This window comes from Nocardia sp. NBC_00565 (genome assembly GCF_036345915.1).
GTDB lineage: Bacteria > Actinomycetota > Actinomycetes > Mycobacteriales > Mycobacteriaceae > Nocardia.
The window spans coordinates 5,525,971-5,541,057 of record NZ_CP107785.1; the positions used below are offsets into that span (position 1 = coordinate 5,525,971).

Consider the following 15,087-nt stretch of genomic DNA (forward strand, 5'->3'; position numbering starts at 1 on the left):
CCTGTCACGCAATGGGTTTCAAATGCACCGGGAGGCACAGCGGTCCGGACGTCATCATCTGGGGCGGGTACGGGAGCTCGTCGGGATCGCAGGCCAGGCTCAATTGGGGGAATCGGCCGAAGAGTGTGGACAATGCGATACGGATCTCCAGGCGGGCCAGGGGCGCGCCGAGACAGACATGCGGCCCGCGGCCGAAGGCCAGCTGATCGCGGTGATCGTGGTCGATATCGAAGGTATCGGCATCGGGATAGTGCTCCGGATCCCGGCCGACTCCGCCGTACCACGTGATGAGCGCACCCGCGGGAATGTCGACTCCGGCGATCGTGACATCCCGCAGGGGCCAGCGGAGATTGGCGGTGAACACCGACGAGCGGTAGCGCAGGACCTCCTCCACGACATCGTTCCACCGGTCCTCGGTGCGGGCTTTGGCCAGCTGTGCGGGGTGGGTGCACAGCGTGATGATCGCGTTGCCGAGCAGGTGCACGGTTGTCTCGTGCCCAGCCACGATCGCCAACCACAGCATGCCCACCATCTCGTCGGCTGTCAGGCCACTCCCGTCGGACTCGAGCAGCGCCGAGGTGAGATCGTCTCCGGGCGTGCGCCGTTTGCGCTCGATCAACTCCGCGAGGTACGCGGTCATCGCCTGCATCGCTGTCTGCATCTGCTCGGCGGTGCTGGTATGCGATACGAGCGTGGTGCTCCAGTCCCGGATCAGTTCTTGTTCGTCTCCGGGTACCCCGAACAGCTCGCAGATCACCCGCACGGGGAGCGGGGTGTTGAATGCGGAGACGAGATCGACCGGGCTGTTGTCGAGGGGGAAGGCGTCGATGAGTTCGGTGGTGATTCGCTGGATACGAGGTTCGAGCGCAGCCACTCTGGCGGGTGTGAATGCCTTACTGATCGTCTTGCGTAACCGTCGGTGCTCCTCACCGTCCTTGTTGAGCATGTGGTCCATGTCGGTGAGGGTGCGCATCGGCCAATCGGCCGGGATGGTGCCATCGTGCAGTGCTGGGCACTTCTTGGCATTCTTGCTGAAGAGCGTTCCGTCACCGGCGAGCAGCTCGCTGGCGGCGCGATGACTGACCGCCGCCCACACCGCAACACCCCCAGGAAATTCGATGGGAACGATCGGACCGCGCTCGCGGATGCGTTCATAGGTCTGCAAGACCGTCTCGCCGGGGGTGGGCAGCTGGATGACAGGTTCGGTCATGTCGGCTCCAATGGTGTGATCGACAGATGGCACGACAGATCGTGTGAGTGCGTGCCAGGTCAGTGTCGATCGTGGACGGATGGGTGGCCCGGCGAATCGGTATCCTGTGCCTGGTAAACGAATTCCCGGGCGCAAGAACATAACTCGGTGCCGGATCGTCGAAGTGGAGTGTGTCGGCGAGGCGGCGGAACGCCACCGCCTCGCCGAATATCGCTTCGGGTGGCTACGACGGCGTGAGTGCCTTCATCAGCGCAGCGGCAGTTGCCTGGTCGATGCACGTCGGCTTACCACCGTTGGCGGAGTGGAATACACCGTCTTTGGTGTTTCCGGTGAAGTAACACAGCGGGAACGCCGGTTGGCCTTCGGTGAAGGTCAGCGGCGGGGCGAGACCGTCGAGGGTCTCCTCGCGCAATGTGCGCAGTCCCTTGATCGCATCCGCGCTCGTCGAAGACGGCGAGAGGTTGGCTGCTTTGGCCGCCGCCAGGAACAGCTGCCCACCTGCCCACGGCCACAACAGCGGCGCGCTGAAGTCCCCGCTGCCCCGAAGGCCGGGAATGTATTTGTCGAGGGCGTCACCGAAGTCCTTGATGGCCGGAATCGAGTCATCGGTGTACAGCGCGTTCGAGCCCGCGAAGATGCTGCCCTCGAAGTTCGGGTCGGCGGCCCAGGCTCGCTGCAGGCTCACGCCGGTAGGAGCCTGAATCGGTTTGTAACCTTGCTGCGCACACGATGCCGCGATGCGCGAAATCGCCTCGACAGAGACGCCTGGGAATACGGCGTCGACACCTTTTTCCTTGAATGCCAGACAGGGCGCGATATAGTTCGGCGCGGCAATCGCGACTTTCTCCGCTGAGAATCCCAGACCGGCCTGTTCGGCCATCGGTTTCAGCATCTGCGGAAGCTGCTCGCAGACCGGGATTTCGGCACAGTAGTAGACGCCGAGGGTCTTCGCGCCCGCCTGCTTGGCCTGGGCTACCTCACCCAGCATCAACACCGGCAGCGTGGTTCCGGAGGCGAAGAAGTTCGGATCGGTGATGAACGGGGCATCGACCGGCTGTCCGCCGATGACCGGAATGCCCTTGCTGTCGACATAGTTCTGCCAACTCGAACTGACCAGGCTGGTCTGGCCGACGATGGCGACCACCTTGTCCTGTTCGACCAGTTTCTTCGCGACGGCCAGTGCTGTTGTCGGATTCTGCTCGTCGTCGTATGAGACGAGCTTGACCGGGTGCCCATTGACTCCGCCGTGATCGTTGGCCCACGACACCCAGGCCTGCAATACATCGGCGGTGTGTCCCACCGACGCGGCGGCCGGGCCGGTGCAGCTGCAAATCGACCCGATGAGGATCGGATCGCCCTTCAGTCCGCCGTCGGAAACCTTCACCGGGCCAACGGATTCGGGCCCGCCGCTGGTCGAGTCGGCGGAACACGACGTGAGCGCGAGGGCCGCCGCAAGCACCGGCGCGGCCCACCACAGCAACCTTGTTTTCTTCATTACTCCACTCCTGTACGGATACCGAGCATTCGATTCGCTACGCCCATGGCCCGGCCGCGGTTCCGGGTGGGTGTCCCGCCGGCAACGCCGGCAAGTCTGTGTGGCCGCCGTCGATGCCGAGATAGTTCTGCAGCACGGCATCTCGGTCGATATCTGCGGCGGGCCCGGCGAACGCGACCGTGCCGCGGCTGAGCAACACCACGTGATCGGCCATCGTCATGGCGTGGTCGACGTACTGCTCGACCAGCACAATCGCCGAGCCGGTGGTACGCAATTCGCCGAGCGCCGCGAAGATCTCGTCCACGACCAGCGGAGCCAGGCCCATGGACACCTCGTCGAGCAGGACAACCGACGGATCGGCCAGCCAGGCGCGCCCCAGTGCCAGCATCTGCTGCTGTCCACCGGACAGGGACCCGGCCGGCTGATCGAGCTTCGCTCGCAGCGCGGGAAAGACATCGAGCACGGCGTCGGCGCTGACACGGCGCCACGGCGGCGTCAGAAGGCGCAAGTTCTCCCGGACCGTCAAGTCCGCGAATACACCTCGGCCCTCGGGGATCAAGCACAGGCCCGCGCGGGCGCGGCGCACCGGGCGAGCGCGGGTCAGATCGGCCCCGCCTATCGACACCATCCCCGATCGCGCCTGAAGTAGTCCGGAGGCCACCCGCAGCAGCGTCGACTTTCCGGCACCGTTCGGCCCGAGCAGCGCCACGACCGATCGAGGTGCAACCGCGAGGTCGACGTCGTGGAGCACGATCGTGGTGCCGTATCCCGCAGTGATCGAGCGCAATTCGAGCGCGTAGTCGGTGCCGGTCATGCGACGGGCTCCGTCATCCGGCGTCCGTCGGTGACCGGCTCGCCGAGGTAGGCGTGCTGCACCACTTCCGACGCCCGCACCTGCGCGGGCGAGCCCCGGAATATCAGGCGACCGAAGTCGAGCACGAAGATCTCCTCGCAGATCTCGAGCACCAGCGACATGTCGTGCTCTACCAGAACGATTCCGACGCCACGTGCGGCGACGACCTGCCGCAGGATCTGCCCGAAGCGCGCGGTTTCCGAACGATCGAGGCCCGCACTCGGCTCGTCGAGCAACAGGATCCGGTACGGCCCGGCCAGACATCTGGCGAGCTCGACCAGTCTTCGTTGTCCGGTGGACAGTGCACCGACGCGAGAATCCGCGATGGATTCGATACCGCACAACGCCATGGCGGCGGCCGTCGCGGCGCGCACCCGCCGGGCCTGTCCGCGCGCCGAGACCAGTTGGGCCAGCGGGTTTGCCCCGGCGAGTGGACCTTCGGCGCCCATCGCGACGTTTTCGGCGACGGTGAGGGAGTCGAACAGTTCCGTCTGTTGAAAGGTTCGCCCGATGCCCAGCCGCGCCCGGCGCGCGGTCGAGGCTCGGCTGATCACCAGGTCCTGCAGTCGCACCTCGCCGGCGTCGGCCTGGACGAGACCGGTGCAGGCATCGAACGTGGTGGTCTTGCCCGCCCCGTTAGGGCCGATCAGTCCGGTGATCCGCCCGGTGTGCGCGTCGAACGAGAGGCCATCGACTGCCACGACGCCGCCGAAGCGAACCGAAAGATCGTGGACGTCCAGCACTGTTGCGGGCTGTTCGGTGGCGGGTTCCGCCGCGAAGACCGCCGAGGACCGGTTGCCGCGAAACGCGTTGTCCAGCCAGGATCGAATCGGGCCGGGCACCTCCAGGCGGCTCGCGGTGGCGGCACGCAGCACCACCAGGATGCCGAACACGACCTGGAGCCACAGCGACATTCCGGCGACTTGGACATAGGACGGCACCAGGATGAGCGCCACCGCGGCCAGCAGCGGATACCACGGCTCCCGGCCCACCACGATGACAATGACCGCGAAATAAGTTACCGATTGCAGCGGCTGGTAGTTTGCCGCCGAGGCGGTGGTCTGGGCCATTCCGGTGAGTGCGCCACCCAATGCGGCAAGAAATGCCGAAACGCAGAAGACGAGAACGCGGGTGACTTCGATTGTGACACCACTGGTCCGCAGCGCGGTCGGCGATTCGGCCAGACCCCGGAGCAATCGTCCGAGCCTGCTCTTGTCCAACGCCACCACAATCAGCGTGCCCAGCGTGGCCAGCACCAGCACGAGACGGTAGAACGACGGATCGGAGTCGAGTCCGAATACGCTGGGGCGCGGCATTTTCAGGCCCAGACCACTGGTGCCGAACATATAGGGCTCGCTGTAGAACATCATCTGAAGTACGACGCCGAATCCGAAGGTCGCCAACGCCAGATACAGGCCGCTGAGGCGAATGGCCGGAATCGACAACACCGCACCGATCGGTACCACCACCAGACCGCAGCCGATGAGCGCGAGCGGCCACGGCAACTGCTGATCGACAGCCAGGTGCGAGAACGCGCAGGCTCCGATCGCGGTGAAAGCCATGTGGCACAGCGAGACTTGACCGGACGTACGGACCAACAGACCGAGCGACAGAAAGACGAGCGTCATCGCCAGCGCCACCGTCCAATCCGTCAAGTGGATGCCGGCGAACAACGGAACCAGCGCCAGCACCACCAACACCACGACCCCACCCGCGGATTGCAACGCCGGTGGAGCAGTCCAGCCGGACCGGATCCGGCGGACCGCCCGGTCCCGGTCCAACAGGTAGCGACGCGGCATGAGCAGCAATACGAGGAACAGCGCCAAAAACGGCAATGCGGCGGGAACTCCCGCGGCCGGCCCGCTGGTGAAGTAGTGCGTAGCCAACGCGGCGAGCACCCCGATCAGCAGTCCACCGCCGAAACTCCAAGGCAGACTGGTGAATCGGCCGATGGCCGCCGCTCCGAACGCCTGGACGACCAGCAATGTCAACTGCATGGGATCGAGCGGAATCAACGGCGCGAACAGCACCCCGGACAGCGATGCCAAACCAGTGCCGACACACCAGGCCGATCGTCGCGTGCGCACCGAGCTCGTCCCGGCCAGATCCAGCAATGCCGCATTCCCGACGACCGCGCGCATCGCGATGCCACCTCGGGTGAACCGCAGCGCGGCCGATAACGCGGCGGTCGCGAGTACCGCGACGCCGAACGTTGCTACATCCGACCACTGCACCTGCACACCGAAGGCGGCGAATCCGCCCTGGGGCAGGAAGATCGGAACGATGCGCGTCGTCGTCTGCCCGTAGTACAGAGTCGCCCCCGCCTGGACAACCAGCAGAATGCCGACCGTCGCGGCGATCCGTAGTTCCAATGTCGCCCGGTCGACGACGCGGGCCACCAATTCCAGTGCCAAACCCATGGCCGGACCGATCCCGAGAACACAAATCGCCAGGGCGAGCTGCCATACGACACCATCGATGACGTGCAGCGTGTAGAACGCGTACGCCGACACAGTGGCCATAGCGCCGTGGGCGAAATTGAACACCCCCGACGTCTTATAAGTGAGCACCAAACCCGTTGCGGCCAGCCCATAAACCGAGCCGGATACAATTCCGGCGATCACGAACGGTAAGAGATCCGCCACGATGTACTCCAATTTTCGCTGATCGCCGACCGGCCACGACCATGCGGAAGTGCCGGCGCGGCTTGCCTGACCTGGTCGGCTGCTGATCGAACGGCTGGGGCGCGAGCTGTGCCAGGTCAGTGTCGGCGGCTGCCGCACGCCTCGCCACGCGAACCCACAGCTCCTGCCTCGCAACAGAATTCGACGGCACAAAAACAAAGCTGGGCAACGACGCCGAAGGCGGGAGCTGCAGTTGTGACACGAGTCCCCACTACCGAGAAGACTGGAACCGTCGCCGTGCCCTGTTCCGTCGCTAGAGTTCCCGCACCGCTTTGATGAAAGGACGGCCGACGGTGACGAATCTTTCTCTTCCAGTAACCTATCTGGTGGGCAGTGCAAACGCTCCGACACGCCAGATGGCGATGCGCAAATTCGAATCGCTGTGGCATTATCTGCCCTCAATTCCGGAAGGGGATACTGCTTTTCCCGGCTGGATCATGCCGCGCCTGCGTGCCACCTTCGCACTTCCTGGCATGACGAAAGTCGACAACGGAAATCTCGAGCTGGGATACGAAGGCATGCCGACCTACGAGTACCAGGGCGAAGCGGAACTCGAGATCCCTCCCGTATTGCTGGGGTATTTCGATCAGGCGGAGGCGGCCAAACCGATTCTGGACCGCTTGACCCAGGAGCATGGCGAACAGAAGCCCTATCAAGCGAATATCATCGACCCCTACGACCACGCCTTCTTCGCACTGGGAGTGGCCGGCGTCACCGAGCACTACGAGTCGTTCCGGAAACCGGCACTGGAGGAGATCGCGGCCATCCATCGGTTGTTCCACGGCGATGTGGTGTTCCAACTGGAGAGCCCCGGACGCCTGGTGACGATGGAAACCATCGAGTCGGACGAGGAACGCGCGGCAAAAGCTGTCGAGCTGGGCTCGGATCTTGCCGAGCTCGTGCGCCGTATGCCCGCAGGCGCCCGGGTCACCATTCATCTGTGCCGTGGCGATTGGGAACACACCAGCTGGATGAAGAGGATCAACGGATACGAACCGGTCGTCCTGCTGGCCAATGCGATTGTGGCGCAATGGCCAAAGGGCAGAACTCTGCAAGGAATTCATATTCCGTTTGCGGGCGCCGATGTGCTGCCATTCGTCGATGACCCGGACATATATCGACCACTGGAACAGCTGACCACTGATGTGCCGATCTACGCCGGTATCGTGCACGAGAAGGCCGACGCGGAACGAATCCTCACGGCACTGACGCAGGCCCGGCAGTACTACAGCCGCCCATTCGGTGGCCTGAGCACATCCTGCGGTATGGCTCGGATGACCGAAGCCGAGATGGATCGGGCATTGCGGTTGCTCGCCGAGCTCATGGAGCGAGTGACCGGGTAGTACTCACTGTTGCGGTGGTACTCGGGCCGAGAGCCGCTGTCGGACGGACGGACTCGGCCAACCGGCGTTTGCGGAATTCTCGCGGTGTCTCGCCGTATCGCGCCTTGAAGGCGGCGGAGAACCAGGTGAGGGTGAAGCCACTGCGCGCGGCGACCTCTCCGATTGTCGCTGTCGTCTCGGGGTTTTCGAGCATGGTCCGAGCCGCCCGCAGTGCTTCGTCCTGGCGCACTTCCCGATACGTGGTACCCGCCTGATGCAGTGCGGTGCGCAGCTGTCGCGGCGACCAGCCCAATGCCCGCGCCGCCTCGGGCAGCCGGAGGTCCGCTGCTCCGATGTGCTGGCGCACGTACTGTCGAACGGTCTCGGCGAGCTCTGTCAAATGAGTCTGCTGCGGGCGGGTATCACCCGCGGTCATCAGGCACAGCAGCTCGGCGATCCGGTCGCAGACCGCGTTGAACTCCCGGCTCGTCAGCGCGGATCGTTCGGCATGCAGATCGCGGATCATGCCCGCGGCGATCCTGCCGAGACCCGAGCCGAGGTCGAGCACCGGCTGTCGTAGGCCGGGTCGCGCGAACTCGACGCGCGGTACCTGGAAGGCGTGGGCCACCGAGCCGGGGATATGCAGCCGACACTGCCGATCCAGTGCCAACACCGCCGCCTGCCCCGGTCTGACCTGGGTGACTCCGTGCTCGTAGACCGCGGCGAACTGTCCCCGCTGCGGGACGACCACCCAGTAGAAGTCCTCGGCCGAAACCCGACGGATATTCGACGGGGTGCGGAAGGCCAGCCGGTCGCCGGGCTGATCCCAGCGCAGCAGACCGTAGGTGGTTGTCTGTTGCACAGTCATGGCCACCTGCCAGCGCTCGGGCTCGCGGTAGCGATGATCCATCGGGACGAAACTGTTGGAAGTTTCGGTCCATTCATCGACATTTGCGATGTCGAGCTCGTAGTACTCCATTGCGACACCTCGAACGGTTCAGCCGTTGACAATGATGACGTCGGCTCCAGCGAACAGCAAGTCGGACGGGCGTGCTCGAGACGGCTGCCGCGCCGGTACCAGACGTGCGGCCGGTACGAGAGCGTGCAATTCCCGCAGGAACACCTCGACTGCGAGCTGTGCCAATTGCTTACCGGGGCAGATGTGTTTACCGAATCCGAAGGTCAGCGGAAGTTTACCGGCACCGGACAGATCCAAGGGATTCGGGAAGGCCCGCGGATCCCGGTTCGCGGCGGCACACATCACCAAGACCGGCCCGGACGAGAGCACTGTGCCGCTGCGCAGCGTCACCGAGCCCACGACGTGCCGCTTCCAGGCCACCAGCCCAGGGTCGAGCTGAAGTACCTTGGCCGCGACGTGCGTGGCTGATGCCTGGTCGGCGAGGAGGTGCCACCACTGCCGGTCCGGATTGCTCAGCAAGCGCTGCAGGCCCTGTTGAATACTGCCACTGACAGTATGCACACCCGCGGCCAGCGAGTTGGCCACGGCGGACACGGCAACTCGACGTGGAATGCGGGCAGCGCGCAGACGGCCGGGCAATCCATCCGTCTGATCCCGTCCGCTGGATGCGATGGCGTCGGCGCTCACCGTGAACAGCCGACCGAGGCCGCCGACCGCCTCGGCCAATTCGCGGCCGCGCATCCGCCGACCCAGTAGTCCGGACTGGGCACCGCTCCATGTCGCCACCTGCGGCCAGTCCGCAGGCGGCAAGCCGACCGCTGCGCCGACGATCCGGGCCGCGTAATCGATCGACAGAGACGTCACGTCGAGGGGCTGGTCACTCGCGTCGCGTTCGGTGCGCAGCGCGTGCTGGAAATGCTCGGTCAGGTCCTCGATCCGTTGCGGACGTTGTGCCGTGGGCACTGTGAAATGTCCCGCCGGGCCGGCCAAGGTGTCCCATACCCGTTTGTGCAGGACGTCGTCGGTCAGATCCGCGGTCGCCTTCGCCGGCAGCGGGACCAGATGCCGGCAGAGATGGCCGACGGCGCGGGGATTGGCCGCGATGCGCCCGAAACCGACTAGCGGCTCCAGCGATTTCGCATTCGAGATGCCAGGGCGGGCCGCTTCCATCAGCTCCCGCACGTCGTCGTAGCGCCATACCATCTGCAGGCCGGAGTTGGGTCGATAGGTGGGTTCGGGCCAGTCGTGCAGCTGCCGATATCGCTCGTCACGTTCGGCGAACGACAGCTGGTTGGGGGTCAGCTCGTCAAAGGGGAATTTCATTGTCAGATCATCGGTTTCGCTGAGGTAAACGGCCATGTGCATCACCCATGTTGGAAGGTAAAGGTGCGTCGATGCACTCGCGGGATCGGAATTTGCTCACCGCGGCCGGTGGCGACCACATAGCGCCCGGCCGGCCGGGCGGTAGTCGGCTCGGTCGTGGAAGTGTCCGGTGACATGTTCGGCACCGAAGCCGGGCGGTGTGTTGCGGGCCACCCGCTCCGCTGCGAGTAGGGCGAGAATACCGGCGCCGGCCAGTATTGCTTCCGAGCGGTGCGCTCCGCCGAGGTTTCGTTCGGTCAGCGTCACGCACAGGCCGTCGGTCGCCACCTCGACGGCCGCGACCGGGAATAACCTCCGCACCGCTGTCACGATATCGAATCCACTGTGCCACTGCGGGATTCCTGCCGGGGCGATCATCCCGACCGACCTGTCGATCGGCCCTGGGCAGGCAATACCGACCGCGGTGATCTCGTCGTCGCGGGCGACATCGAGCAGCAGATCCCGGCAGCCGTCCCACACTGCGTTCGCCGGTATCGGGATTCGCTGAATATCCCGTATGCCGACGCCGCCGTCCACCCGGCTCGCAGCGAGTTCCGCAGGGCCGATATCCAATGCCAGAACGGTCATGAATCAGCCACCACCACAATGCCTTTCGTCCTGGTTGTGCAATGCGGGTAACAGGCGGGCCGGCTCCCTCATGGGACCTCCAAGGTTGGTCGACCGTGGCGTCGTGCGCCTACCGGAACAGTGTCGGCCACCGGCGCTCACTGCTTCGGCCGAGTACACATTCCGTGCCGATGAACGCAGATTGACTGCCCCCCACCGTAAATCGAGTGTGTATTCGCGCCGGGAATACCGCGATCTGGACCCGCGAGCAGCTCCAGATCTCTGCCTGCAAGGCGGGCGACCGGTCCCACGCCGTGTTCTTGACGTTCTGCTACAGCCTGCGACGCTCGGAGGTGTGCGGACGCGGCCGTGACACGCTGCGATGGGAGATCTGGCAGCTACCGCGCGGCAATGGAACAGACGGGTGACCGCTGCACGTTCCGCAAGTCCTGTCGGCCGAGGTTCTACCGGCAGCAGTTGGGGTCGAGGACCAGGCACAGCGCTGACAGCGCCTCGCGGAGGGCGCGGTGGTAGGTGTTCATGCCCCTGCGTTCGGACTCGATCAGACCGGCTTTCTTCAGCTGACCGAGGTGGTGGCTCACTGTCGACTCGGCAAGTCCGACCACGCCAGCGAGGTCGCCGGTGTTTTCCTCGGCGTGCGGGCTGGTGAGCAGTAGCGACATCAGCTTGACGCGGACCGGGTCGGCGATCGCTTTGAGTCGCAACGCGATTTCCAGCGCGGCGGCGTCGTCCACCGGTCCGGCGGCGACGGGGGTGCAGCAGACCGGAGCGGACATGTCGATCACGGGTAGTGCCTTGGGCATGCGATCGACTCTACCCACCTTCTTGACATATGTCGAAAAGGTGGCGCAGACTCGACCTCGACAGTTCTTCGATATATGTCTCACAGTGGAGGTACGACCATGTCCCGCGTCCAGCTCGCCCTCAATGTCGACGACCTCGAATCGGCGATCCAGTTCTACTCGACCCTATTCCGGACCGAGCCCGCCAAGCGCAAGCCCGGTTATGCCAACTTCGCGATCGCCGAACCCCCGCTCAAATTGGTGCTGATCGAGAATCCCGGCCAGGGTGGCAGTCTCAATCACCTCGGCGTCGAGGTGGAATCCAGCGATCAGGTGCACGCGGAGATCGCCCGCCTGTCGCAGGCCGGCATGTTCACCGAGGAGCAGATCGCGACTACCTGTTGTTTCGCTACGCAGGACAAGGTGTGGGTGAGCGCACCGGATGCCGAGCGCTGGGAGGTCTACACCGTGCTGGCCGACAGTGAAACCTTCGGCGTCGCACCACAACTGGCGACCGGTGCGACGGCGAGCGACGAACAGGCGGTTTCGGTGTGCTGCGGCACTGCTGAGGAAGCTGCCGCCGAGGGCGCATGCTGTGGGAGCGCCGCCAAGAAGGATGCCGTCGCCTCCGGCGCATCCTGCTGCGGCTGAACCCCTGCCGGGGTTCGTTCACCCGTTGTTCGCTTGCCCTCGGATTCGATGATCATCAATATTGATGCGTGTCGAATCGAGAGCTTCCGTTGACCGACGTGACCGCACTCGCGTGTGAGGTCACGCCCCTGGCCCGGCAACCCTTGACCCCGCAGGTCGCCACCGAGCTGGCGGCGGTGTTCAAGGCGTTGTCGGACCCGGTCCGGCTGCGACTGCTGAGTCTGGTAGCCAGCCACACCGGGCGGGAAGCCTGCGTCTGCGATATTTCCGACGGGTTCGACGTCACTCAGCCCACCATCTCCCACCATCTGAAGGTGCTGCGCGAAGCCGGGCTGCTCTCGAGTGAGCGCCGCGGGTCGTGGGTGTACTACCGCGTCGAGCCCGCCGCCCTGCAACAGCTCTCGACGCTGCTCGACATCACCGTGCCCGCCGGACTGAGCCGATGACCGCGCTGGCGCGGCGGCTGCTCGCCGAATTCGTCGGCACCGGTTTGCTGGTGTGCATCGTTGTCGGGTCCGGTATCGCCGCACAGCAGCTGTCGCCGGGTGATGTCGGTGTACAGCTGTTGGAGAACTCGACCGCGACCGTGTTCGGGCTCGGCGTCCTGATCCTGGTGTTCGGCCCGGTCTCCGGTGCGCACTTCAATCCCGTTGTGTCGGTGGCCGATTGGCTGACAGGACGCCGCCACAGCACCGGCCTCACCCCCGCCGAACTCGGCGCATATATCGGCGCGCAGGTCCTCGGTGGTGCGGCCGGGGCGGTGCTGGCGAACATCATGTTCGACCAGTCCGCGGTCCAGATTTCCACCCATCATCGGGTCACGACCGGGCATCTGGTCGGTGAGGTCGTGGCCACGGCCGGGCTGATCGCGGTCATCTTCGCGCTTGCCCGCACCGGTCGCGCCGCGCCGTCGGCTGCGGCGGTCGCGGCCTACATCGGCGCGGCTTACTGGTTCACCAGCTCGACTTCCTTCGCCAACCCCGCTGTCACGATCGGCCGCATCTTCTCCGATACCTTCGCTGGCATCGCGGCTGCCTCGGTGCCCGCGTTCATTGCCGCCCAAATCGTCGGCGCCGCAATCGGACTCACCCTGATCGGGCTCATCTACCCCGACCCGGCCCCGGCCGAGAACGTCGTCACTCCCCACCCCGAACGCCCGCTCACCGATCCCCGGAGCACCTGATGACCGACCACCCGACCGCCCTGCCCAGCGTGCTGTTCGTCTGCGTCCACAACGCCGGACGCTCCCAGATGGCCGCTGCCTTCCTCACCCACCTCGCCGGTGACCACGTCGAAGTCCGCTCCGCAGGCTCAGCACCCGCCGACCAGATCAACCCGGTAGCCGTGGAAGCCATGCGCGAAGTCGGCATCGACATCTCCACCGAATCCCCGAAGGTGCTCACCACCGACACCGTCCAAGCCTCCGACGTGGTGATCACCATGGGCTGCGGCGACGCCTGCCCCTACTTCCCCGGCAAGCAATACCTGGACTGGAAACTCGACGATCCCGCCGGGCAGGGCATCGACGCGGTCCGCCCCATCCGCGACGAGATCGAACAACGCATCCGCGGACTGCTCGACGAACTCGGCATCCCGCCACGATCATGAAACCATGACTCCCGCACCACCGCCCGTTGCGCTCCGGTCTGCCGCAGGGGCGGCGCCGACGGTCGCCGCATGCAGGGCGCCGATCGGATCGGAGGCCGATTTCGCGAGGATTCGGCGAGGGCCAGTCCACTGACGTCGCAGCACCCATCCCCGGTCGCATGGCCGCGCTGTTGCGTAGCCCATCCTGGCCAATAGGGCGCCCGACACAGAAGCTAGTCGGCAGTGAGTTTGGCGGGCATGGAGCGGTAGGCGTGCAGGTTGATCAGGCGACGCGGGATCGGCGGGCCGTCCAAGCGCAGATCCGGATATCGCTCGAAGAGGGTCCGCAGCGCGATGACGCCTTCCATTCGGGCCAGCCGGTATCCCAAGCAGCCGTGCACCCCGCCGCTGAACGCGAGATGATCCGCGGCGTTGATCCTGGTCACGTCGAATCGTTCGGGATCGGGGAAGACGCCGGGGTCATAGTTTGCGCCCGCCAATGACAGTAAAACCAGGGAACCGCGCTTGATGTGCTGATCGGCGATGTCGACGTCACAGTTGGCGATCCGGCCGGTCATCCGCACGGGGCAGTCGTAGCGCAGGATTTCCTCGATCGTGTCCGGCCACAGCTCAGGCTTCGCCATCAGCAGTTTCAGCTGATCCGGATGGCTGGTCAGCAGGGCGATTCCATTGCCGAGCAGGTTCACCGTCGTCAGGAATCCGGCGTCCAGCAGCAGGGCGGCGTTGGCCGTCTGCTCGCGGCGGGTGAGCTCACGACTTGTCGCAAGCACAGTGAGCAGGTCATCGCCCGGTTCGGCGGTGAGCTTGTCGATGCGCTGGTCGAAATATTGCTTGACCTCGGCCAGTTCGTCGGTGGCGTGGCGATACGTGGTCCAGGTCAGGGCGCGGTCGACCAGCGGCGCACTGTTGAGACCCCACCTCAGCAGGGTCGAATGCATGTCGGCGGGAAGCCCGAGAATCTCGGCGATGATCGCGACGGGCACCTGTGCGGCGAAGTCCTCGATCAGGTCCGGTCGCGGCTTCGACTCCAGGCGTTCGAGTAGGCCATCGGTCACTTCGACGGCCCTTTGCTTCAATTCGGCGATCGCACCCGGGCTGAATGCCTGCCCGACCAGGCGCCGGTACCGGGTGTGTTCCGGCGGATCGGTCACCAGCATCGAGGGCGGTTCGGAGAGGTTGGGAAGTTCCTGATCCGTTTTGGTCAACACCCAGCGGATCGGCTTCGGAATGATCGGATGGTTGGGCGTGACCACCCCGAAGCGATTGTCTCGCAGGATGCGACGGCACAGATCGTAGTCCGTGGTGACGTACGTCCCCGACAATTTGGTCAGACGGCCCCGCTGTCGGATTTCCTCGATGAACGGCGACATGCCGAGTAAGCGATCCTGGCCGAAGGCGATTTGCGCGAGGGGATCGCCGCGACGCGCCGACCACAGCAGATAGGACCGCATTATGCCGTGCACGAGCAGCCACCGAATCCACGCGCGAGTCAACATTACCGCCTTTCGGTCCGACATCGCGCTCATGATGGGTAATGATAGCCAGATCATATGATTTGCGCCTTGTTTGCTCGGTTGGCTGGTTCTGTCGACGATGTTGCTGGGAGCCCCGCC

The 15,087-nt window shown here is 65.0% G+C and carries 14 protein-coding genes; 5 read left to right on the plus strand and 9 right to left on the minus strand.

Features of this window, described 5'->3' with window-relative positions; all coding sequences use genetic code 11:
* Positions 1–4: 4 nt before the first annotated feature.
* The 4 genes from OG874_RS25880 to OG874_RS25895 all read right to left on the minus strand — a co-directional run bounded on the left by OG874_RS25880 (position 5) and on the right by OG874_RS25895 (position 6,203).
* Positions 5–1,210, minus strand: coding sequence for a cytochrome P450 family protein (locus OG874_RS25880; RefSeq protein WP_330249732.1), 1,206 nt, complete (start codon positions 1,208–1,210; stop codon positions 5–7).
* 223 nt (positions 1,211–1,433) lie between these two features.
* Positions 1,434–2,705 (minus strand): ABC transporter substrate-binding protein, encoded by a 1,272-nt coding sequence (locus OG874_RS25885; protein ID WP_330249733.1) that lies wholly within the window; start codon positions 2,703–2,705, stop codon positions 1,434–1,436.
* Between the two features lie 37 nt (positions 2,706–2,742).
* Positions 2,743–3,519: an ABC transporter ATP-binding protein gene (locus tag OG874_RS25890; protein WP_330249734.1), complete on the minus strand. Its 777-nt coding sequence runs from the start codon at positions 3,517–3,519 to the stop codon at positions 2,743–2,745.
* Positions 3,516–6,203, minus strand: a complete 2,688-nt coding sequence (locus tag OG874_RS25895; protein WP_330249735.1) for an ABC transporter permease subunit — start codon at positions 6,201–6,203, stop codon at positions 3,516–3,518. Before OG874_RS25895 ends, OG874_RS25890 begins: the two co-directional genes overlap by 4 nt.
* 332 nt (positions 6,204–6,535) lie before the next feature.
* On the opposite strand from OG874_RS25895, the gene OG874_RS25900 reads away from it, so the two are divergent.
* Positions 6,536–7,585 (plus strand): hypothetical protein, encoded by a 1,050-nt coding sequence (locus OG874_RS25900; protein ID WP_330249736.1) that lies wholly within the window; start codon positions 6,536–6,538, stop codon positions 7,583–7,585.
* Here the strand turns inward: OG874_RS25900 and OG874_RS25905 are convergent.
* From OG874_RS25905 to OG874_RS25920, 4 genes are all read right to left on the minus strand, one after another.
* Positions 7,563–8,543, minus strand: coding sequence for a helix-turn-helix transcriptional regulator (locus OG874_RS25905; protein ID WP_330249737.1), 981 nt, complete (start codon positions 8,541–8,543; stop codon positions 7,563–7,565). The two genes, OG874_RS25900 and OG874_RS25905, sit on opposite strands and share 23 nt — an antisense overlap.
* Before the next feature lie 18 nt (positions 8,544–8,561).
* Positions 8,562–9,806 carry a hypothetical protein gene (locus OG874_RS25910; protein ID WP_330249738.1) on the minus strand — a complete coding sequence of 415 codons (1,245 nt, stop codon included), beginning with the start codon at positions 9,804–9,806 and terminating at the stop codon, positions 8,562–8,564.
* A gap of 96 nt (positions 9,807–9,902) precedes the next feature.
* On the minus strand, positions 9,903–10,433 hold the full coding sequence (locus OG874_RS25915) for an ROK family protein (protein WP_330249739.1): 531 nt from the start codon (positions 10,431–10,433) through the stop codon (positions 9,903–9,905).
* Positions 10,434–10,876: 443 nt separating this feature from the next.
* Complete coding sequence (locus tag OG874_RS25920; RefSeq protein WP_330249740.1) at positions 10,877–11,236, minus strand: Rv2640c family ArsR-like transcriptional regulator; 360 nt, start codon at positions 11,234–11,236, stop codon at positions 10,877–10,879.
* 99 nt (positions 11,237–11,335) lie between these two features.
* Here OG874_RS25920 and OG874_RS25925 point away from each other — a divergent pair, with 99 nt between their 5' ends.
* The 4 genes from OG874_RS25925 (at position 11,336) to OG874_RS25940 (ending at position 13,474) form a co-directional block, all read left to right on the plus strand.
* Positions 11,336–11,866 (plus strand): ArsI/CadI family heavy metal resistance metalloenzyme, encoded by a 531-nt coding sequence (locus OG874_RS25925; RefSeq protein ID WP_330249741.1) that lies wholly within the window; start codon positions 11,336–11,338, stop codon positions 11,864–11,866.
* 68 nt (positions 11,867–11,934) lie between these two features.
* Entirely contained in the window at positions 11,935–12,312 is a 378-nt protein-coding gene (locus OG874_RS25930) for an ArsR/SmtB family transcription factor (protein WP_330249742.1), read from the plus strand.
* Entirely contained in the window at positions 12,309–13,049 is a 741-nt protein-coding gene (locus tag OG874_RS25935; RefSeq protein WP_330249743.1) for an MIP/aquaporin family protein, read from the plus strand. Before OG874_RS25930 ends, OG874_RS25935 begins: the two co-directional genes overlap by 4 nt.
* Positions 13,049–13,474 (plus strand): arsenate reductase ArsC, encoded by a 426-nt coding sequence (locus tag OG874_RS25940; protein ID WP_330249744.1) that lies wholly within the window; start codon positions 13,049–13,051, stop codon positions 13,472–13,474. The genes OG874_RS25935 and OG874_RS25940 overlap by 1 nt, the downstream gene beginning before the upstream one ends.
* A 212-nt stretch (positions 13,475–13,686) precedes the next feature.
* On the opposite strand, the gene OG874_RS25945 is transcribed toward OG874_RS25940, so the two are convergent.
* Positions 13,687–15,000: a cytochrome P450 gene (locus OG874_RS25945; RefSeq protein ID WP_330249745.1), complete on the minus strand. Its 1,314-nt coding sequence runs from the start codon at positions 14,998–15,000 to the stop codon at positions 13,687–13,689.
* Between the last annotated feature and the right edge of the window lie 87 nt (positions 15,001–15,087).